19 protein-coding genes are annotated in these 21,624 nt (G+C 34.7%); 11 read left to right on the top strand and 8 right to left on the bottom strand.

What is annotated here, in order from left to right:
• Positions 1–162: 162 nt before the first annotated feature.
• Complete coding sequence (locus FLP_RS20395) at positions 163–1,041, bottom strand: AraC family transcriptional regulator (protein WP_065451342.1); 879 nt, start codon at positions 1,039–1,041, stop codon at positions 163–165.
• 305 nt (positions 1,042–1,346) lie between these two features.
• Between FLP_RS20395 and FLP_RS20390 the strand changes: the two genes are divergently transcribed.
• The 5 genes from FLP_RS20390 (at position 1,347) to FLP_RS20370 (ending at position 8,001) form a co-directional block, all read left to right on the top strand.
• Entirely contained in the window at positions 1,347–2,477 is a 1,131-nt protein-coding gene (locus FLP_RS20390; protein WP_065451340.1) for a glycoside hydrolase family 26 protein, read from the top strand.
• A 115-nt stretch (positions 2,478–2,592) separates the two neighbouring features.
• Positions 2,593–3,984, top strand: a complete 1,392-nt coding sequence (locus tag FLP_RS20385) for an MFS transporter (RefSeq protein ID WP_065451338.1) — start codon at positions 2,593–2,595, stop codon at positions 3,982–3,984.
• Between the two features lie 28 nt (positions 3,985–4,012).
• Positions 4,013–5,203: a glycoside hydrolase family 130 protein gene (locus tag FLP_RS20380; protein ID WP_065451336.1), complete on the top strand. Its 1,191-nt coding sequence runs from the start codon at positions 4,013–4,015 to the stop codon at positions 5,201–5,203.
• A gap of 5 nt (positions 5,204–5,208) precedes the next feature.
• Entirely contained in the window at positions 5,209–6,402 is a 1,194-nt protein-coding gene (locus FLP_RS20375; RefSeq protein ID WP_065451334.1) for an AGE family epimerase/isomerase, read from the top strand.
• A gap of 312 nt (positions 6,403–6,714) precedes the next feature.
• The gene (locus FLP_RS20370) at positions 6,715–8,001 is read left to right on the top strand and encodes a glycoside hydrolase 5 family protein (protein ID WP_065451333.1); all 1,287 of its coding nucleotides are present in this window, start codon (positions 6,715–6,717) and stop codon (positions 7,999–8,001) included.
• A 119-nt stretch (positions 8,002–8,120) separates the two neighbouring features.
• Here FLP_RS20370 and FLP_RS20365 read toward each other — a convergent pair whose 3' ends face one another.
• Positions 8,121–9,077, bottom strand: a complete 957-nt coding sequence (locus tag FLP_RS20365) for an aldo/keto reductase (RefSeq protein WP_065451331.1) — start codon at positions 9,075–9,077, stop codon at positions 8,121–8,123.
• Positions 9,078–9,191: 114 nt separating this feature from the next.
• On the opposite strand from FLP_RS20365, the gene FLP_RS20360 reads away from it, so the two are divergent.
• A complete protein-coding gene (locus FLP_RS20360; RefSeq protein WP_065451330.1) occupies positions 9,192–9,422 on the top strand; it encodes a DUF433 domain-containing protein in 231 nt (76 codons plus the stop codon).
• Complete coding sequence (locus tag FLP_RS20355) at positions 9,422–9,757, top strand: DUF5615 family PIN-like protein (RefSeq protein WP_065451329.1); 336 nt, start codon at positions 9,422–9,424, stop codon at positions 9,755–9,757. The genes FLP_RS20360 and FLP_RS20355 overlap by 1 nt, the downstream gene beginning before the upstream one ends.
• 114 nt (positions 9,758–9,871) lie before the next feature.
• Here the strand turns inward: FLP_RS20355 and bglX are convergent, their stop codons facing one another.
• The 3 genes from bglX to FLP_RS20340 all read right to left on the bottom strand — a co-directional run bounded on the left by bglX (position 9,872) and on the right by FLP_RS20340 (position 14,853).
• The gene (gene bglX / locus FLP_RS20350) at positions 9,872–12,166 is read right to left on the bottom strand and encodes a beta-glucosidase BglX (protein WP_065451327.1); all 2,295 of its coding nucleotides are present in this window, start codon (positions 12,164–12,166) and stop codon (positions 9,872–9,874) included.
• 223 nt (positions 12,167–12,389) lie between these two features.
• Positions 12,390–13,769, bottom strand: coding sequence for a sialate O-acetylesterase (locus tag FLP_RS20345; protein ID WP_065451326.1), 1,380 nt, complete (start codon positions 13,767–13,769; stop codon positions 12,390–12,392).
• Complete coding sequence (locus FLP_RS20340; protein ID WP_065451325.1) at positions 13,759–14,853, bottom strand: SGNH/GDSL hydrolase family protein; 1,095 nt, start codon at positions 14,851–14,853, stop codon at positions 13,759–13,761. Before FLP_RS20340 ends, FLP_RS20345 begins: the two co-directional genes overlap by 11 nt.
• A 218-nt stretch (positions 14,854–15,071) precedes the next feature.
• On the opposite strand from FLP_RS20340, the gene FLP_RS20335 reads away from it, so the two are divergent.
• The gene (locus FLP_RS20335) at positions 15,072–15,581 is read left to right on the top strand and encodes a C40 family peptidase (protein ID WP_065451324.1); all 510 of its coding nucleotides are present in this window, start codon (positions 15,072–15,074) and stop codon (positions 15,579–15,581) included.
• Positions 15,582–15,691: 110 nt separating this feature from the next.
• On the opposite strand, the gene FLP_RS20330 is transcribed toward FLP_RS20335, so the two are convergent.
• Entirely contained in the window at positions 15,692–17,269 is a 1,578-nt protein-coding gene (locus tag FLP_RS20330; protein ID WP_065451323.1) for a L,D-transpeptidase family protein, read from the bottom strand.
• Between the two features lie 162 nt (positions 17,270–17,431).
• The gene (locus FLP_RS20325) at positions 17,432–17,848 is read right to left on the bottom strand and encodes a DUF1573 domain-containing protein (RefSeq protein WP_065451322.1); all 417 of its coding nucleotides are present in this window, start codon (positions 17,846–17,848) and stop codon (positions 17,432–17,434) included.
• Between the two features lie 161 nt (positions 17,849–18,009).
• Between FLP_RS20325 and FLP_RS20320 the strand changes: the two genes are divergently transcribed.
• Both FLP_RS20320 and FLP_RS20315 read left to right on the top strand, forming a co-directional pair.
• Entirely contained in the window at positions 18,010–19,272 is a 1,263-nt protein-coding gene (locus tag FLP_RS20320) for a sensor histidine kinase (RefSeq protein WP_065451321.1), read from the top strand.
• A complete protein-coding gene (locus FLP_RS20315; protein ID WP_065451320.1) occupies positions 19,269–19,952 on the top strand; it encodes a response regulator transcription factor in 684 nt (227 codons plus the stop codon). The genes FLP_RS20320 and FLP_RS20315 overlap by 4 nt, the downstream gene beginning before the upstream one ends.
• Before the next feature lie 503 nt (positions 19,953–20,455).
• Here the strand turns inward: FLP_RS20315 and FLP_RS20310 are convergent.
• Positions 20,456–20,761 (bottom strand): GIY-YIG nuclease family protein, encoded by a 306-nt coding sequence (locus FLP_RS20310; protein ID WP_065451319.1) that lies wholly within the window; start codon positions 20,759–20,761, stop codon positions 20,456–20,458.
• A 96-nt stretch (positions 20,762–20,857) separates the two neighbouring features.
• Between FLP_RS20310 and FLP_RS20305 the strand changes: the two genes are divergently transcribed.
• The gene (locus tag FLP_RS20305) at positions 20,858–21,622 is read left to right on the top strand and encodes an MBL fold metallo-hydrolase (RefSeq protein WP_065451318.1); all 765 of its coding nucleotides are present in this window, start codon (positions 20,858–20,860) and stop codon (positions 21,620–21,622) included.
• Positions 21,623–21,624 lie beyond the last annotated feature (2 nt).

Below are 21,624 nucleotides of genomic sequence, written 5' to 3'. Positions count from 1 at the left end.
CGTTTTAAAAAAACATATATGAAAATAAAAAGTATAAATAATTGCATTATTCGCAAAACAACCCCGCAAAACTACTTGATCTTATAAATAAAAATTAGCAAATTTGCTTAAAAGCAAACGATTTCGTTAAAAATAATATTTGTTTGTGCAAAAAAAGTATCACTACAAAATACGTTTTAATCCGGAGAAATCTTCTCTATATTGACTGGGTGTACAATTTTTAATAGTTTTAAAACTACGATTAAAGTTCGCGATATTATTAAATCCGGATTTAAAAGCAACCTCAGAAACGCTCATATCTTTTTCTACAAGCCAACGAGCGGCATATCCAATTCGGATATCATTTATATAATTAACAAAAGTTTTCCCCGTACGTTTCTTTATAAAACGATTAAAAGAAATAATCGACATACTGGCCACACCGGCAACATCCTCTAAAGTTATTTTTTCTGCAAAATGTTTCTGTACATATTCATAAACCAACTTCATTTTATCATAATCATCAAACGTATCATAATCTACTGTATAAGTCGATAGCAAGCGCTGATTTCTGGAATTGGCTAAATCATATAACAAAGAGGTGATTTCTAAAAAATAGTCCATACCATCTAGTTTAGAAAGCTTTACCAGCCTTGGAGTTAATTCTTCGGCTACTTTTTTCGAAAATAAAATACCGTGAATCGATCTATTAAACATATCACGAATTGGATTCATAATACGTCGTGATAATAAAGATTCATGAAAAAGATCGTTATGAAACTGAATCGTAATTTCGTGAATTTTTTTACTCGTACATTTATTCAATTCCCAACCATGGTATAAATTTGGACCAATCAAAACCAATTCGACATTATCAATTTCTTCAATATTATCACCCACGACACGCTTCACTCCTTTCCCGTTTAAAATAAAATTGATCTCAAATTCCGGATGGTAATGCACCGGAAAATCAAAACTATCTTTTACTCTGTCGAAAACTAAAAAACTATCTCCAGCCGAAAGCGGAGCAATTTCTCGATAAAAATTTTTAGCATTACTCATCTTTAAAAACTATTTTAGGAAGTACTATTGGATTTTTTATTTGCAATAATATGATATATAATTGATAAAATAATATTAATTAGACGATAAACATCCGATTATCTTTGAAAAATAGAATTATGATTTTTACAAAAAGAATATTGATAATAAACATTAATCATTTATAATACAATATCTTTTTAAAGTTTTGATAATTTTAATCAAAAATTGATACTGATATATAGATCTTAAAAATTAAGATTTTCCAATAGTTGCTTCAATTGTTGTATTTAAACTTATTGCACTGATAAACAACTACATTCCTAATGAAAAAAAACATACTAATACTATTAACTGCGGTACTTACGGGAATTTCCTGCTCTTCAAAGCAAGCGATTACTAATACTAATTTGTCACTTTCAGATAAAAAAGCTACACCGGAAACAGTTTCTCTATATAAAAAGCTCAATCAATTAACCCAAAAAGGATACATGTTTGGCCATCAGGATGATCTTGCTTATGGTGTAAACTGGAAATATGAAAATGGCAGAAGCGATATAAAAGATGTCGTTGGTGACTATCCTGCCGTTTATGGCTGGGATCTTGCGGGTCTTGAAAAAGACAGTCCTGATAATATAGACGGAATTCCATTTACAAAAATGAAACAATATATAGAAGAAAGCCACGAAAGAGGCGGAATCACCACTATAAGCTGGCATTTTGACAATCCTGCCACCGGAAAAAGCGCCTGGGACAACACCCCAAATTCATTAAAAACAGTTTTACCTGGTGGAGCAAACCATCAAAAATTTACCGTTTGGTTAGATAAAGCAGCGAATTATCTCCTGTCATTAAAAGATAAAAAAGGCAAAAATATTCCAGTGCTTTTCAGACCTTATCATGAACTTACCGGAGGCTGGTTTTGGTGGGGAAAAGGAAATGGTACACCTGAAGAATTCAAATCCGTATGGAAATTTACTTTTGAATATCTGCAAAAAAAAGGAGTTCATAATTTAATTTATATTTACAACACAAGCAGTTTTAGTTCTAAAGAAGACTTTCTGGCCAACTATCCCGGTGATAATTATGCTGATCTTTTAAGTTTTGATTCGTATCAGAATAACGACGACAAACAAGGCGAAAAATTCATTGCCGAAGTTCAGAATCAATTAAAAATCATCAACGAAATTGGTCTTGAAAAACACAAACCTATTGCCATTGCAGAAGCCGGTTACGAAGCAATTCCAGACCCAAAATGGTGGACAGGAACTTTATCAAAAGCTATTGGTGATTATAAAATTTCCTATGTTTTACTATGGAGAAACCACGGCTGGCAGGAAAAAGAACAAAAAATGCATTATTACGCGCCATATACAGGACAAATAAGCGCAAAAGATTTTGTTGATTTTTATAATCTTGACAAAACCTTATTTGAAAAAGACATTAAAAAAAATTAAAAATTGAGAATTAAAAATTAAAAATCTGTTTTTATCCGCGTCAAAAAAAAATCAACTCATAGAAACATTAAAATAACTAACTAAACATAAACCACAACAATTAAAAACACCTGGAATGCACGACAAAATTAGTTTAAAAGAAAAAATAGGTTACGGTCTTGGAGATGCGGCATCATCGATGTTTTGGAAAATTTTCAGCATGTACCTTCTATTTTTCTACACCGATGTTTTCGGACTGGCGCCTGCCGTTGTAGGAACCATGTTTTTGATTACCAGAATCTGGGATTCTTGTTTTGATCCCATTGTTGGAATCATCGCCGACCGGACAAAAAGCAAATGGGGAAAATTCAGACCTTATCTATTATGGGTAGCTGTGCCGTTTGCCGTAATTGGCGTGCTGACTTTTTACACCCCTGATTTTGACGAAAAAGGAAAAATAATTTACGCCTATGTAACTTATTCGGCGATGATGATGATTTATTCCTTAATCAATGTGCCGTATGCATCGCTTTTGGGCGTAATGTCATCTGACCGAAAAGAAAGAAATACATTATCGTCTTACAGAATGGTTTTTGCCTTTGGAGGAAGCCTTCTGGCACTTTGGCTTATTGAACCTTTAGTCAATTATTTCGGCGGAAGCCTAAACTCTAAATCAGGCTGGCTCACTACGATTGCAGTTTTTGGAATAATAACAACCGCTTTTTTCTGGGCCTGTTTTTTCTTTACCAAAGAAAGAGTAAAACCTATTTCAGACGAAGAAAACAATTTGAAAGAAGATTTAAAAGATTTACTAAAAAATAAACCCTGGTGGATTTTACTCGGAGCCGGAATTGGCGCATTGGTTTTCAATTCAATTCGTGACGGAGCCGCCGTTTATTATTTTAAATACTACGTAAGCAGCAATGTAAACTTTGATTTTTCGCTTTTTGGAACCGATTTTCACATGACACCTACTTCTATTTATCTGGTTCTAGGTCAAGCCGCTAATATCATTGGGGTAATTATCGCGACCCCAATTGCAAACAAAATAGGTAAAAAGAAAACCTTTTTTGGTGCCATGGCCTTAGCCGCAATTTTGAGTTTTATCTTTTATCTGTTCGGGAAAGAAGATGTGTTTCTGATCATGAGTTTTCAGGTATTAATCAGTATTTGTGCCGGTTGTATTTTCCCGCTAATCTGGTCTATGTATGCGGATAGTGCCGATTATTCTGAATGGAAACAAGGACGCAGAGCAACAGGATTGGTTTTCTCAGCCTCATCCATGTCGCAAAAATTTGGATGGACCATTGGCGGAGCCGGAGCCGGATGGCTTTTGGGCTATTATGGTTTTCAGGCCAATGTTGAGCAAACTGCCACAGCTCAAAACGGAATTCAGTTAATGTTAAGCATTCTCCCTGCCATTGCAGCTATAATATCAGTTGCTTTTATAGCATTTTATCCATTATCTGAAGATAAGCTTCAGATAATCGAACAGGATTTAAACGAAAAAAGAGACCAGAACAATTAAAATTATACCGATACAGAAATCTATTTATATGACAGCAATAGCCACTTCAACTACATTTCAGGATAGAAAAGTAGCATTAGAAAAAGAACATACACTACTGATCGAGCAAAAAAATGCTCCTCAGGATCATGCCGGAAACGGTATATACGAACGTTACAAAAACCCGGTTGTTACAGCAGCCCACGTACCATTGAACTGGCGTTTTGACCTTAACGAAAAAACCAATCCGTTTTTACAGGAACGCATAGGAATGAATGCCGCTTTTAATGCAGGTGCCATGAAATGGAAAGGCAAATATTTGCTGGCTGTTCGTGTGGAAGGAATCGACAGAAAATCTTTTTTCGCTATAGCGGAAAGTCCAAACGGAGTGGATAATTTTAAGTTTTGGGAGAAACCATGCGTGATTCCGCAAACCGAAGAACCGGATACGAATGTCTATGATATGCGTTTGATTGATCATGAAGACGGTTGGGTTTACGGTATTTTTTGTACCGAAAGAAAAGATCCAAAAGCACCAAAAGGCGACACAAGTTCGGCTGTAGCCAATGCAGGAATTGTACGCACGAAAGATTTGGTAAACTGGGAAAGATTACCTGATTTGATTTCGAATACAGGACAGCAGCGGAATGTAGTTTTGCATCCGGAATTTGTAAACGGAAAATATGCATTATACACACGTCCGCAAGATGGTTTTATTGATGTTGGAGCCGGTGGCGGAATTGGTTTAGGGTACGTTGATGATATGACAAATCCTGTTGTAAAAGAGGAGAAAATTATCTTCGGGAAACAATATCATACGATTTATGAATTGAAAAATGGTCTTGGCCCCGCTCCTATCAAAACCGAAAAAGGCTGGCTGCATCTCGCACACGGAGTTCGTAACACTGCTGCCGGATTGCGTTATACGCTTTATATGTTTATGACAGATTTACACGATATTAGCAAAGTAACTCATGTTCCTGCCGGACATTTTATGGGGCCAGAAGGAATCGAAAGAGTTGGAGATGTGTCGAATGTTTTATTCTCTAACGGATGGATCGAAGACAACGACGGAACCGTTTATGTGTATTATGCATCATCAGATACAAGAATGCATGTTGCCGTTTCATCTGTCGAAAAACTGGTTGATTATGTTACAAATGCTCCAGCCGATACTTTTATTTCTGCAGGTTCAGTAAAAACGATCATCAATCAAATCGAAAAAAACAAAACAATCTAATTATCGTGTCAATACAATTAAAGCAACTTAAAACTGAATTATCAGCTGAACTCGATTCTATTTTAAAATATTGGTCAGAGCATACTTTAGACAACGAAAATGGTGGTTTTACTGGTCAGATTGACTTCAACGATAATTTGATTCCTACTACAGAGAAAGGTTCTGTTTTGAATGCGCGAATTTTATGGTCATTTTCTGCCAGTTATCAGGTCACTAAAAATGAAGAACATAAAAAATTAGCAACAAGAGCGTTTGAATTTCTTTCGGATTATTTTTATGATCCCGAATTTGGAGGCTTATTTTGGAGCATCAATGTTGATAAAACGCCAAAAGACACTAAAAATCAGATTTACGCTTTAGCTTTTGCGATTTACGGTCTGTCAGAATATTATGTTATTGCTAAAGACGAAAAGGCATTAGAAATCGCCATCAATTTATATTTACAAATAGAAAGACACAGTTACGATTCCATAAACGGAGGCTATTTAGAAGCTTTTACCAGAGAATGGAAACCAATTGCCGATTTGCGTCTGAGTGAAAAAGATGCGAACGAAAAGAAAACCATGAATACTCACTTGCATATTGTGGAAGCGTATGCAAATTTATTTAAGGTTTGGAAAGACAAAAAGCTGCAAAACACAATTATTGAATTATTACAAACTATAGAAAAACATTTCATTAATAGTGAGACAGGACATTTGAGATTATTTTTTAATGAAGAATGGATGGAAAAACCAGACGTGATTTCGTATGGTCATGATATTGAAGCAGCCTGGCTTTTATTGCAGTGTGCCGAAATTTCAGGAGATGAAAATCTAATAATCAATTATAAAAAACACGCCATTAAAATGGCCGAAGTCACGAAGGAAGGTTTGGATGATGATGGAGGTTTATGGTATGAATTAGATCCGAAAAATAACGAGCTGATTGCTGAAAAACATTGGTGGGTTCAGGCAGAAGCTTTAATTGGTTTTTATAATGCGTATCAATTAACTCGAAATGAAATTTATTTAGATATCGTTCTGAAGAACTGGGATTTCATTAAAAACAATATTTTGGACACTAAAAACGGCGAATGGTTTTGGGGAGTTTATCGTGATTATTCGTTGATTGAAAAAGATAAGGCCGGTTTTTGGAAATGTCCTTATCATAATAGCCGGGCTTGTATGGAATTAATTAATCGAATTGATTCAATTTAATTTACAATTAAATGCTCCGCCGCCATTGCAAGAAACGAAGTAACCACAGTAACAAAAGCAGTTTTTTTCTCATTTCGACGGAGGAGAAATCACACTAGAAACTCCATATAGAGAATCGTCAATCTTTATCGATTCACGAGTGTGATTTCTCCTCCGTCGAAATGACAAGATTGGGAAAAATTGAAGAAACAAAAGATATCTTAAAACCGTAAACCCCATAGCCCCGATGGGAGGGAAAATCCTTTTGTGTCCGCGGCGGCGGATACAAAAGATTGGAAGGAACAGCGGGATTAGCTCCTAAAAAAATAAACAATGAAAAATAAATTTCTAAAAACCCTCGGATTAGCTTTAATGTTCTCTGTTATGGCTTGCCAGGCGCAGGAAAGAATTACGGTCAAGGGAACGCAATTTTATAAAGGCGATAAACCGTACGCTTATATTGGAACGAATTATTGGTACGGAAGTTTACTGGCTTCGAAAAAAGTAGGCGACAGAAAAAGATTGCTTCGCGAACTGGATTTGATGCAAAAAAACGGAATCGATAATCTAAGAATTCTGGTTGGTGCCGATGGCGGTAAATATGATTTTACGGTTCGTCCGGCGTTGCAATATGAACAGGGAAAATACGACGAAGATTTGCTTGACGGATTGGATTTTTTGATTAGCGAAATGAGCAAACGCAAAATGTATGCAGTTTTATACCTGACCAACAACTGGGAATGGTCGGGCGGAATGTCGCAATATTTAGAATGGAATGGCAAAGGTGTGATTCCGGTTCCGAATATTGCCCCAAATACATGGCCGCAATTTATGGCGTATACCCAACAATTTTACAGTTGCGAGCCTTGTATGAAAGCTTTAGAAAATCATGTAAAATTTATCATTGGAAGAACCAACAAATACTCAAAAAAGAAATATACCGAAGACAACACAATTATGTCCTGGCAAGTTGGTAATGAACCAAGACTTTTTACGGTAGAAAATGAAGCGAAATTTACATCATGGCTCAATACTATTGTGAATTTGATTGATAGTTTAGATAAAAATCATTTGGTTTCCACGGGTTCTGAAGGGAAAAACAGTTCGAATGACAGTATGGAAATTTTTGAAAGAACACATCAAAACCCAAATATTGATTATTTGACGATGCATATTTGGCCCAAAAACTGGAATTGGTTTAAGGCTGACGATGCCGAAAAAACAATACCAACAACACTTGAAAATGCCGGAAAATATATTGATGAGCATATTAAGGTGGCGAACAATCTAAAACGCCCAATTATTATTGAAGAATTTGGTTTGGGAAGAGAAAACGAAAGTTTACTGGCAACGACATCAACAATAAACAGAGATGTTTTTTACAATTATATTTTTGGCAGAGTTGCCGAAAGTGTAAAAAATAATGGTCCGCTACAGGCAGCGAATTTTTGGGGATTTGGCGGCGAAGGCAAACCTGTTACCCAAGACGGAAAATGGAATCCCGGAGATCCTTTAACGACAGATCCTCCGCAGGAACCACAAGGATTGAATTCTGTTTTTTCTACGGATAAATCGACTTTGGATATTGTGAAGAAATATAATATGGAATTGAAGAAATAGCTTAAAGCACCCTCTTAGATTTTGAAACCCGACAATTTTATGATTGTCGGGTTTTCTATGTTTATATACGACAGAGACGCACTGCTGTGCGTCTCTACGATATCTATTTATAGAATATATTATGCTAATATTTTCTCGATCGCATTCAATTCATCCTGTGTAAATTCAAGACTTTGCAAACAATCAATATTATTGTTTAATTGTCTAACAGAACTCGCGCCAATTAAAACCGATGTAATTCGTTTGTCTTTTTGTAACCATGCCAATGCCATTTGAGCCAAAGACTGGTTACGGTTTTGTGCGATATCATTCAGCTGCACTAATTTCGCGATTCTTTCAGCTGTAACTTCATTTTCTTTCAAATGTCCATTTGGATTGTGCGCTCTTGAGTTTTCCGGAATTCCGTTTAGGTATTTATCTGTGAGAAGTCCTTGTGCCAAAGGCGAGAATGCAATACAGCCCACTCCTTTTTCTTCCAGAACATCCAATAAACCATTTTCTACCCAACGTTCTAACATCGAATATTTGGCCTGATGAATCAAACATGGCGTTCCTAATTGTTTTAAAACATCGACGGCAACTCTCGTTTGTTCTGCTGAATAATTACTGATTCCAACATATAAGGCTTTTCCGCTTCTTACAGCGTAATCCAAAGCCAGCATCGTTTCTTCAATTGGAGTTTCCGGATCCGGACGATGCGAATAGAAAATATCAACATAATCAACTTTCATTCTTTTCAAACTCTGGTCTAAGCTTGATAGTAAATATTTACGGGAACCCCAATCCCCGTAAGGTCCATCCCACATGGTGTAACCTGCTTTGGTCGAAATGATGATTTCGTCGCGCAAATTTCCCTGAAAATTATGCCACAGGATTTTACCAAAATTAGTTTCGGCAGAACCCGGAACCGGTCCGTAATTATTAGCTAAATCAAAGTGAGTGATTCCTTTATCAAAAGCCTCTACAGCAATACTTTCTGCATTTTCAAAATTATCTACTGAACCAAAGTTGTGCCACAAGCCCAGAGAAATTTCAGGTAGTAATAACCCGCTTTTTCCACATCTGTTATATTTCATTATTTTAGATTAATTGGTTGGTGTTTTAATAGGTTTTAAAGGTAGAAAACTAACTTCAATAATTAAAAATCTAATTTGTCTTTAATTTTGTAAATTTGTTTAAATAATAAAATTATGGCAAATAACTGGCAAAATTTAATTTCGATAAATCCAGATATCAGATTTGGTAAACCTATCATAGCAGGAACCAGGATTTGTGTATCAGATATTCTTTCATGGTTATCTACAGGAATGTCCTCCGAAGAAATTATTGAAGATTTTCCTGAATTAAAGAAGGAAGATATACTTGCTGCTTTGGCTTTTGCTGCTAATAGAGAAAATATTACAAAGATAATTGCAGCATAATGAAATTACTTTTGGATGCCAATATTTCATGGAGAATTATAAAACTTATTGCGAATGATTTTTTAGATTGTTCGCATGCTAATAATATCAAAGTAAATCAACCAGCAAAAGATATTGAAATTTGGGAATTCGCCATACAAAATAACTTTACGATTGTTACGCATGATGATGATTTTGAAAAATTGTTACTTTTAAAAGGAGCCCCGCCAAAAGTTATTATTTTAAAAACTTTCAATAAAAACACTAAACAAATTGCTGAAATTCTGATTTCAAAAAAGGAGATCATTGAATCATTTATTTTGAATGATGACTTAATGATTTTAGAGATTTATTAAATAAGATAACTCATAAAAAAAAATCGCCACGAATTCACGAATTTTCAAACAATTCATTCGTGAATTCGTGGCGAAAAAAACTTTGTGTCTTAGCGCCTTTGTGGCAAAAAACTTTTAGCCTTTTATTTCAAAACCACTTTCCAATCCTTTGTCAGAACTTCCTCCAACCATAATTTTAAAAGTTCCTTCTTCTACTAAATAATTCCCGTCATTATCATAAAAACCAAGTTCTTTGTCCGTTAAAGTAAAAGTTACGGTTTTCGTTTCACCTTTTTTCAGGTTTACCAATTCGAAACCTTTTAATTCTTTAATAGGGCGAATGATACTGGCGAACTCATCGTGAATGTATAATTGTACCACTTCTTTTCCGTTATAATTTCCTGAGTTGGTAACGGCAACGCTCACCTGAACATTTTCTCCTTTTGCAAAAACCGTTTTATTTACTTTCAGATCTTTATAATCAAATTTTGTATAACTCAAACCAAAACCAAACGGAAATTGAGGCGTTTTCTCAACATCCATATAATGCGACCAAAAAACATTTTTATCACTGTCAATTGGTCTTCCCGTACTGTATTTATTATAATAAATTGGCACCTGACCAACATTTCTAGGAAACGACATTGGCAATTTTCCACTTGGGTTGTAATCACCGTATAAAACCTGCGCGACGGCATTTCCGGTTTGGGTTCCTAATTGCCATGCTTCTACAATTGTTGGGATATTTTCTGCAGCCCACGGAATACTCAACGGACGACCATTATTTAAAACCAAAACTATATTTGGATTTATTTTATAAATTTCTTCCAGTAATTCCTGTTGCAATCCTGGTAAGTTAAGATCGGTTCTGCTTCTGCCCTCACCGCTTTGAAAACCGTATTCGCCTAAAACCATTACGACAACATCAGCATTTTTTGCGGCTGTTTTTGCTGCTTCAAAGCCGTTCTTATCGGTGGTATTAAATACTGTTTCTGTCAAGAAAGTTGCTTTCTGTGACAACAAATCAACTCCTTTTTCAAAAACCAATTGATTGTCTTTGTATTGCTGCATTCCTTCCAAAACCGAAACGGCTGTGTTATCATCGGCAGCAATTCTCCAGCTTCCAAGTGGACTGTTTTTATCGTTTGCCAAAGCGCCAATCAAAGCAATTTTTTGTCCGGATTTCTTTAGCGGAAGTAAATTCTTATCGTTCTTAAGCAACACAATCGACTTTTTCGCCATATCGAGAACGCCTTCATTATTGGCTTTACTGCCAACAACTGCTTTTTCGCGCTTTTCATCACAATATCTGTACGGATCATCAAATAAACCTAGTTCAAATTTCACACGGAGGATTCTGCGAACGGCATCATCAACCAAGGATTCTTTTACTTTTCCTTCTTTTACCAAACCAACTAATTTTGCCACATACAAATAAGATTCCATATCCATATCAGAACCTGCATTTACTGCTTTTGCAGTTGCATCTGCTTCATCTTTGGCATAACCGTGCGCGATCATTTCGCGAATAGAAGCATAATCAGAAATTACAAAACCGTCAAACTTCCATTTTCCTTTCAGAATATCTCTTTGAAGGAAAACATTTCCCGTTGCCGGAACGCCATTCAAAGTATTAAATGAATTCATAAACGTACGAACTCCCGCTTGTACAGTGGCTTCAAAAGGCGGTAAAACAGAGTTGTATAATTTAGAATTACTAATATCAACAATATTATATTCCAGTCCGGCTTCAACATAACCATATGCTGCAAAGTGTTTCGCGCAAGCTGCAATCGTATTTACTTTAGACAGATCAGCAATTGTTTCTCCTTGAAAACCATGAACTCTCGCAATCGCAATTTTACTTCCCAAATAAGGATCTTCACCCGCACCTTCCATCACGCGTCCCCAGCGTGCATCATTTGCAACATCGACATTTGGACCAAAAGTCCAGTTAATCCCGGATGCCGAAGCTTCATCTGCCGCAATGGCCGCCGATTTCTTAATCGCTTCTAGATCCCAACTCGCCGCTTCTGCCAACGGAATCGGACTTAACGTTTTATAACCGTGAATTACATCAAAACCTATAATCAACGGGATTCCCAAGCGGGTTTCTTCAACCGCAATTTTCTGTACAGCTTTAACTTCTTTTACACCACGAACGGTTAACATTGAACCAACCCAACCTTTTCGTAAATGTTCGTATTTCAGCTCCGCACTTCCTCCTTTTGGAGCCGGTCCGGTTACATCCCAAAACCCGTTGTATTGATTCATTTGTCCCACTTTTTCTTCTAAAGTCATCAAAGGCAAAAGCAGATCAATTCGTTGTTCAACAGTCTTATTTTTATCCAGATATGGTTTTTTCTGTGCATTCATATTTCCAACAGTAAACAGGGCAAAAACCCCGATAGTTATTATTTTATTTTTCATTGGTTTTAGGATTGCCACGAAGGCACTAAAGCACAAAGTTTAAAGCTTTGCGACTTTGCGTCTTTGCGAGATTTTGATATTCAAAATGTTATTTATTAATTCAATTTGGCGATTTACTTTGCTGGACTTCGACTTCGCTCAGTCTTACAAAACAAAAAAAATCAGCATCAATCTGTTTAATCCGTAAAATCCGTGGGCAAAAAATCTAAAATCTAAAATTCCTTTACTCAGTAATAAAACAAGAAGCAGGCAAATTCGCTTTATTAAACAAGTCAGATTGTATTGTATTTCCCCATGCAAATCTCACTTTTGCAGGATTTGAAACTTTTTTACTCGACAAAATCACCTGATTATTTTTTATCGAAGCTTCTGCAGGAAAAAAGATTCCATCGGCTCCAGCCAATTCAAACTGGTTTGATGTTTTGTTTTTAAAATACAATCCGTCGGCATAATCAAAAGAAACAATTGCTTTGTTTTTTTCGACTTTAAAATCTTTAAAAAGTGGTCCGTTTACCAAATTATTATTCGTTTTGTACATTTCGGCAAGAGCCAAATTTGCCAAACGAATTCCGACATCTTTTTTATTCTTTGGGTGAATATCAATAGTATCCGAAATATCACTTGTTAAAACCATTCCGGTTTTCGGAACTTCTTTCAGGATTTTTCGTTGAGAATTTCTAACCGTAACATTTGAGAAATTATTATTGCCGGTTTTATATGGTGCAATCTGAACGAAATAAAAAGGGAATTCGTCTTGCCATGCTTTTCTCCAAGAAGTAATTAAAGCCGACAATGTTTTATCATAAACTAATGACCCAACATTAGATTCGCCCTGATACCAAAGCGTTCCTGCAATTTTAAATCCTGTAAAAGGATAAATCATGGCATTGTAAGCACGTCCGGGCTGGCGCGGTCCGTATTCCTGTTCGTTTAGTTTTTTAGCATTTTCTAATAAAATAGGATCATTTTGAACAACTTCTTCCGGCATCCAGATTTCGGCCGGAGTTCCGCCCCAGTTAGATGAAATTAAACCAATTGGGACATTTTTTAAATCTTCACGTAAGCGTTTGGCAAAAAAGTAACCAATGGCGCTAAAGTTTTTCATGGTTTCGGGAGTCGATTCAGCCCAATTTCCAAGTAAATTATTTTGCGGACTTGTAGCGGTTAATTTTGGAACCGTAAAAAATCTGATATTAGAATTTGTCGCATTTTTAGCTTCTTCATCGCCATTATCAATTCCCCAGCTTGCAGACATTTCCATGTTCGATTGTCCGGTGCAAAGCCAAACTTCGCCAATCAAAATGTTCTTCAATACAACTTCGTTATATCCTTTTATAGAAATAGTAAAAGGTCCTCCGGCTTCGGGCGTTTTGATATGCAATTCCCATTGTGCCTGATTATTCGCCACAACTTTATATTCCTGGTTGTTCCAGCTAGAAACCAATTTGATTTCTTCTTTAGGATTCGCCCAGCCCCAAATTTTAACTTCGGAGTTGCGCTGTAAAACCATATTATCACCAAAAATATTCGGAAGTGTAACGTTTGCCATCATAGTACTGGAAATCATCAGAATGAAAACAAACTTAAATATATTATTTTTCATTTAGTAACTTTTTTAAAAACGGAGCATATTCCTGAGCCAAAACCTTATGATCAGCCACATCCGGATGTCCTGAACAGCCATTTGGCGTCATAGGTTTAAATTTGAAAATCAAGATGGATTTATGCGTTTTATCTTCTGCGAAAGCGTTCTTTACTTTATTCAGGCATTCTTCAAAAACAATCGCGTTCTGCCCGTTTATCATCGGACTATTGGTAATGACAATTTGGGCTTTTGGATTATGTTTATACAACATTTTTATAAAATTGATATAATTTGAAACGTATTTTTCAGCATTAAAAGGCAAACGTTCTTTTTTACCGTCTCCACCAGAAAAATCATTGGTTCCTAATGCAATACTTATAATGTCAGGCTGAAAAGCAAAATCATATTGAGGTTTAGAATTGTCTTTCGTTAAATACAAATTCTGATAAACATCGGGCATAATTCCTTCTTCTTTATTTTCATCATTCCAGTTTCTGTACATGCCAATTCCAGAAACTGAACTCATCAAATAATCAACGCCAATTGCTCTCGAAAGCACTGGCCCATAAGCATAATAGCCATTATGATGATCAAAATACTCCCCTTTGTCACAAGGAACATCTGATGGATCGCTTGCCGCGCCACAAGTAATTGAATCTCCAATAAACTCAATTTTCTTTTTCTTTTTGGTCGAAATCGAAGTCAGTTTTGCAGTTGTTCCCGCAAATAAAATTCCACCGCTGTGCGCTTCTGTCGTTTTATAAATTTCTAAAGTATGTTCCTTTTTATTTACAGTTGTTTTTATTGGAAAAGATTGCGCTGCTCCTTTCTCAATTCTCAATTTCCCAATATATTTTCCGTCTAAAACCAAAGAAACATAATTATGATGTTCCCATGCATCAACACTTTGAAGAGAAATCGAACATTCATTACCTGAAAAATTAAAAGAAACCGAAGAAGCCGTTCCTATTAAAACCACTTTATTATCCGGAAGTTTTTCAACACGGCCCTGATATAGAAAAGTATTTGTTTTGTTTTGTGAAATCGAAACAATCGAAATCAGCAAAAACGAAATTAAAAACATTATTTTTTTTAGAAACATAATTTATTTGTTAAAATATAAATGCGATTCACAAATATATTTGAAATACGATAACACTAAAGATACTAAAACATCAAAAAGCAATAAAAAAACACCAAAATAAAAAGATGTATCTTCCGTTCTTGTTATTCAACAATTCCTTATTTGTATAACATTGTTTTAATATTCAAAAGCAACGTTATACATTCATAAATAAAATCTTATAATTATACTTAAAAATGAAATTAACCCTATATATCGCATTTGCATCTATGATTCTATGTTCTTCTTTTACTTTACCAAAAGAAAAAAAGTCCGTTAGTTATCCAACCGAAAAAATACGGACTGCAATAGATCGTGATTCTATTATTACTTATGCGAAACAATATTTAGGAATACATTATTTGTATGCAGGAAATGATCCCAAAAAAGGTTTTGATTGTTCAGGCTTTGTCAATTATGTTTTCAAACATTTTGATGTTAGCGTACCCAGAAGTTCCAGCGGATATAAAAATTTAGGAGTTTCAAAAAAGCCTGAAGATTTTAAAGTGGGAGATGTTCTGGTTTTTTATGGCTATAAAAACAGAACAATTGTTGGGCATGTGGGTATTATTTGCGAAGCCAACGGTATGAGTTCTAAATTTATACACGCCTCATCCGGAAAAGCCGGCAGCGTAACGATTAGTGATTTAGATTCTGATCATTACAGCAAACGTTATTATAAGTGTGTTGATGTATTACCGAAATAAAGTTTTTTTTGCCACGAATTACACGAATTTTCGCGAATTAATTTTTTTAGCATTGTAAATAAAAAATTTGTGAAAATTTGTGCAATTCGTGGCGAAATCTCTCTTAGCTTTTATTCTTCGGTAAGTAATTTTATCAGACTTTCATCTCTTTTATAAACATCTTTATAAAAGTTCAAATTGCCATCACGATCTACCCAGGCGGTAAAATAACCTATGTAAACCGGAATTTTCTTTTTTAGACTTACCCAGTTTTCTTTACCGGCATGCATGGCTTTATCGATACGTTCCGTAGTCCAGCTTGGATCTTGTTTTAAAATTTCGATGGCTAGTTCTCTTGGTTTTCCTACCCTAACGCACCCGTGACTAAAAGCCCTGCTTTCTCTTTCGAACAAACTTTTGGAAGGCGTATCGTGCAAATAAATATTATTTGAATTGGGGAATAAAAATTTCACTAAACCAAGCGAATTGTTTTTTCCTGGCAACTGACGAACTGCTCCATTATTCCACTCCAGATTTTTCTGTGCTAAATAATTCTTATTTCTGGCCATTCCTGGTTTTATTTCGCTTTTAATGATACTTGTTGGCACATTCCAATACGGACTAAAAACAATATTATTCATCATTCCGCTAAAAACTACGGTTTTGGTCATTGCTCTTCCTACTACCACAGGCGATACAAATGCAATTTCATGATTGCGAATTAAATACAATCTAAACTCTGGAATATTAACTTCGATGTATTCTTTCCCTTTTTCGAGTTCAGGATCAATCCATCTACAACGCTCCATATTGGCAATAATGGTTTTAATTCTGTCTGAAACAGGAATGTTGAGCTCCGCAATATGTTCCGGTAAAATGGTATTTTTTGGTGTTAATCCGTGGTGCAATTCGTAGCTTCTGATTCCTTTTATCAAAGTCGAATCACAAATATTACTTTTGCTGTTTTCTTTAAGATCTCCGGTTATATAAAGTCTTTCTCTGATTTGTCCAATTGTTGCAACAGAATCTCCCAGTTTCAGACTTTTAACACCTTCTTCGGTTTCGATAGTTTTCCATCCACCTTTTTTCTCAATCTCTCTATATCGATGAAGCGCATCGCGAAGCTTATAATATTGACTGAACATTTTGCTTTTCTTGTCGTCGCTAATCGTCGCTTTTTTATAAATCGAATCTGAAAAAACCTGATAATTTACTTTTTTTCGAGGTAAAAGCCATTCTAATGAGCGGGTTGTTTTTTCGTCTACGCCGGAAACTTTCTGTACATAATAAAAATATAAATTGGTAATCATCAAATCGGTATCTGCTTTTGATAATTTGTTATCGGCTGTATGTTCAAAAATAGGATTGATCTTTTCATTATAAGGAAAATTAGCTTTTAAACCTTCCTGATCTAATCCTTTGTATTTATTAAATAAGGTATTTGCATATTCTACGACACCTTTATTATCCAGCCATAACTGGGTAGATTTATTTTTCTTGTACAAAGCCTGAACCTCGCTCTGAAATTTAATCAATTTAGGATACGCCTGATAAAATGTGGAAATGCCGGAACTGTCAATTGTAATTTTAAGTTCAGGAACCACTTTTTCTGAAGTCTTTGATTCTTCTGTGTTCTTGTCTGCTTTTTTATTACAGGAAACAGCACTAATAAGAAGTACTACAGCAACAAGCGGATACAAAATTTTCATAATATTTTTTTTAATAAAAATAGAAAAGTTTTGGCGAAATCAAAGCGTTTCCAAAAAAATTAATACTGCTTTAAAATTCTTATTTTTACTTTATAAAAAACAAAAAAAAACTCCGAATACATTACATATCCGGAGCTTCTGCTTTATAACCAACCTTTATTTTTAGATTACTGTACCTTTTAAAGTAAGTACTTTTGGAGTTGTCTCCGCACTTGTTGTTACAGTAACTGTTTTTGTAAACCCACCTTTGTTTGCTGCATTATAAGTTGCTGTTACTTTAGCTGATTTTCCAGGTAAAATAGGCTCTTTTGTATAATCTGTTGCAGTACAACCACAAGATCCCTGAACGTTTGTAATTACAACGGCAGTTTTTCCTGTATTTTTAAATTCGTAAACAATTGCTTTTGGCGTTCCTTGCGGAATTTGACCTACATCAATAGTTTCTGCTTTCCATACAATTGTAGAAGCTGTTGCTGCTTCAACTTTTGTTTCAGATGTCAAAGACTGTATTGGTGCAATTGCCGAAAAAGACATTAAGCTTAAAGCTAAAGCTAACATCGAAATTTTAATCATTTTCATAGTTATATAATTTAATGGTTTATAGTTCTATTTTCGTTTTACAAAGATATTTCAGACAAAACCAAATCGCTGTTAACCGCTTTCAAATCTTTGTTAATGACTTGTTAATCGGTGTTTTTAAGCCTAAATTTGATTAATATTACACTCTAAATACCGATTTCTTGAAAATAAATAAACTCAATAGTATTATCCTTCTGGGACTTGTCGCCATTATTAGCATATTGGTGGCGCAGTTGCTTTGGACGAAAGAGGCTTTTACTTTAGAACAAAAGAAATTAAGCCAGAAAGCCAACATAGCCTTGCTGGAAGTTGCCCGCAAATTATACGAAGGAAAAGATCATGAATCGTCTTGTCTGAATCCTGTTCAGAAAATTTCAAACGATTATTATATTGTAAATATCCAGAACGATTTTGAACCGGATATTCTAGAATTTTATTTGAGATCAGAGTTTAAAAAAATGAACATCACAACTGATTTTGAATACGCGGTGTACAATTGCCAAAGTGATGAGATGGTTTACGGGAAATACATTTCGTTTGCTGAAAAAGAAAAAACAAAAAAAACAGTTTCTTTTCCAAAGCATAAAAATTTAGTATATTATTTTGCCATTCGTTTTCCTAACGAAACGACTTACTTATTCAGTTCGATGCGATTTTGGTTTATACTTTCGATCGCTTTAATTTTGATTTTATTGATTTACGTGTATTCGATTTTTACGCTTTTGCAGCAAAAGAAATATTCTGAACTGCAACGGGATTTCATCAATAATATGACGCATGAATTCAAAACGCCTTTGTCTTCTATTTTAATTGCATCAAAATATTTAAGTGAACAAAATCCTATCAAAGACGATAAAAAATTGCACACCTACACCAATATCATTATCAATCAGAGTCATAAACTGAACAATCATATTGAAAAGATTTTAAACGTTGCCAAATCAGATTATGCTCCTTTGGAATTAAAAAAAGAAACGGCTTTAATTGTTCCTATTATCGAAGAAACGATCGAAAATATTCAGTTAAAATATCCTGAAGCTTCTATTAAAATCGAAACATTGTCGAATGAATATCAAATAGAAACTGATGTTTTTCATTTCTCTAATTTGGTTTATAATTTACTGGATAATGCTATAAAATACTGTAATGAAAAACCGGAAATCACGATTGAAATCTCCGCAGAAAATTCAGTTATCAAAATAGCTTTTAGTGATAACGGAATTGGAATTTCTTCTAAAAATATGTCGTTTGTATTTGATAAATTTTACCGTGCCCAAAACGAAAAAAGTAATGAAGTGAATGGTTTTGGACTTGGTTTGTATTATGTAAAAGAAATTTGCAACTTGCACAACTGGAAAATAAAAGTACAAAACAACCCAACAAACGGTATTACGATAACTTTGTCAATTCCTTATAAAAAATGAAACAATTCAAAATACTTTATACCGAAGACGATGAAACATTAGCTTTTTTGACCAAAGATAATTTGGAACAAAACAATTATGAAGTTATTCATTGTTGCGACGGACAATTGGGATTAGAAACCTTTAATAAAGAAAATTTTGACATTTGTATCTTTGATATCATGATGCCAAAAATGGATGGTTTTGAACTGGCAACGGAAATCAGAAAATTAAATACTAATATCCCGATTATTTTTCTTTCGGCCAAAACCTTAAAAGAAGACCGTATTAAAGGTTTGCGTCTAGGCGCCGATGATTATTTGGTAAAGCCTTTCAGCATTGAAGAATTGCTGCTAAAAATTGAAATATTTCTGAAGCGTTCCCAGAAAAATATCTCAATAGAAAAATCGGTATACGAAATTGGAAAGTATCAATTTGACACCAACAATTTTATTTTATTTAATGAAAGTGAAAAAATCAGCCTGACACAACGTGAAGCCGAGTTATTGAAATTATTTCTGGACAATAAAAATTCGGTTTTAAAAAGAGAACAAATTCTAACTTCGCTTTGGGGAACTGATGATTATTTTATGGGACGCAGTCTGGATGTTTTTATTTCGCGACTGCGTAAAATTTTAGTGAATGAAGAAGGTATTTCGATAGAAAATTTGCATGGAATTGGGTTTAGGTTTACGGTGTAAGCGCTCGTTTCTTTCCATATAACAACCTCAAAGATTCTCCTTTCTTCACACTGTTTGTCCTTCCGACGGAGGAGGAATCTCCACGATAATTTTCGCCAACAGTAATTTTTCATTTCAGCTAATGAATAGCAAAACTGTATAGAGTTACTTGTGGAGATTCCTCGTTCCTCGGAAGGACAAACGTTGTGGCAACTTGTTAAAAACAAAACTACGTCGAGTTTCTTGTGGAGATTCCTCGTTCCTCGGAAAGACAAAGCTTGTGAGAACTTTGTGCAAAACAAAACTATGTCGAGTTTCTTGCGGAGATTCCTCGTTCCTCGGAAGGACAAACGTTGTGGCAACTTTATGAAAAACAAAACTATGTCGAGTTTCTTGTGGAGATTCCTCGTTCCTCGGAAGGACATACTGGTGTCGAAAACCTATCAACAAAAAGTAACCACAAAGTTTGTCCTTCCGAGGAACGAGGAATCTCCACGATACTATTCCGCACGAGTAATTAAAGTTTAATATTCTAAAAACTTTAATTCAGGATTAATTATTTTTATAAGAGCTAATTTTTTCTCTCTTCTCCAACCTTTTATTTCTTTTTCTCTTGCAATCGCTTCTTGAATCCAAGTAAATTTTTCATAATAGAGTAAAAACTCCACATTATATTTTGAAGCAAAAGTCTTGTTTTTTGATACAATATTATTTTTATGCTGAAGTAATCTACTTCTTAAATCATTTGTAACACCTGTGTAGAAAACAGATTTTGCTTTATTTGTAATAATATAAATGTAATATGTATGAAACCCAACCTCTAAATGCATAAAATTTAATAATAACAATTCTGCTAAAAATATAGAAAAAACTGTAAAATTAATTTTAAAAAACTTTCGTATTTTTAATATCTAATTTTCCTAGATATGAAATTACATCATTTACGTAACGCCACTTTAGTTATTGAAACTGAAACCGATGTTATATTGGTTGATCCCATGTTAGGAAAGAGAAAAACGATTCCGCCTTTTACGATTTTTCGTTATAAACCCCATAGAAACCCGCTTGTTGCTTTACCCAAAAATACCAGGGATATTTTAAGCAGGGTTACTATTTGCCTGATTACACATTTACATCCTGATCATATTGACAAAGCCGGTGAAGTTTTTCTTCGACGAAAAAGTATTCCGGTAATTTGCAGTGCAAAAGATGAAAATGCTTTGAGTGCAAGAGGATTAAACATTCTTCAAACTTTAAATTATTGGGAACCGCAGGAATTTCTTGGAGGTAAAATTATAGGTATTCCGGCTATTCACGGTTACGGATTTATTGCAAAACTGATGGGAAACGTAATGGGTTTTTATATCGAATTACCTAACGAAAAATCAATTTACATAAGCTCAGATACCATTTTTACTGAACATGTACAAAAAGTACTGATTGAGTTTAAACCAGAAATTGCCGTCGTAGCCTGCGGAACAGCGAGATTAGATATTGGTCAGCCTTTATTAATGAGAATGAATGATATCCTGAAATTTGTCGCCTTGGCGCCTAAATATATTTTGGCAAATCATTTAGAAGCTTTAAACCATTGCCCGACAAAAAGAGCTGAATTAAGATTAGCCTTAGAGCAAAATGATCTTTTAAATAAAGTTTCGATTCCGGAAGATGGCGAAATTGTTTCGTACTAAAG

Source organism: Flavobacterium piscis (genome assembly GCF_001686925.1).
GTDB lineage: Bacteria > Bacteroidota > Bacteroidia > Flavobacteriales > Flavobacteriaceae > Flavobacterium > Flavobacterium piscis.
The sequence above is the reverse complement of the archived record's forward strand: the minus strand, read 5'-3'. Positions and strand labels throughout refer to the sequence as shown.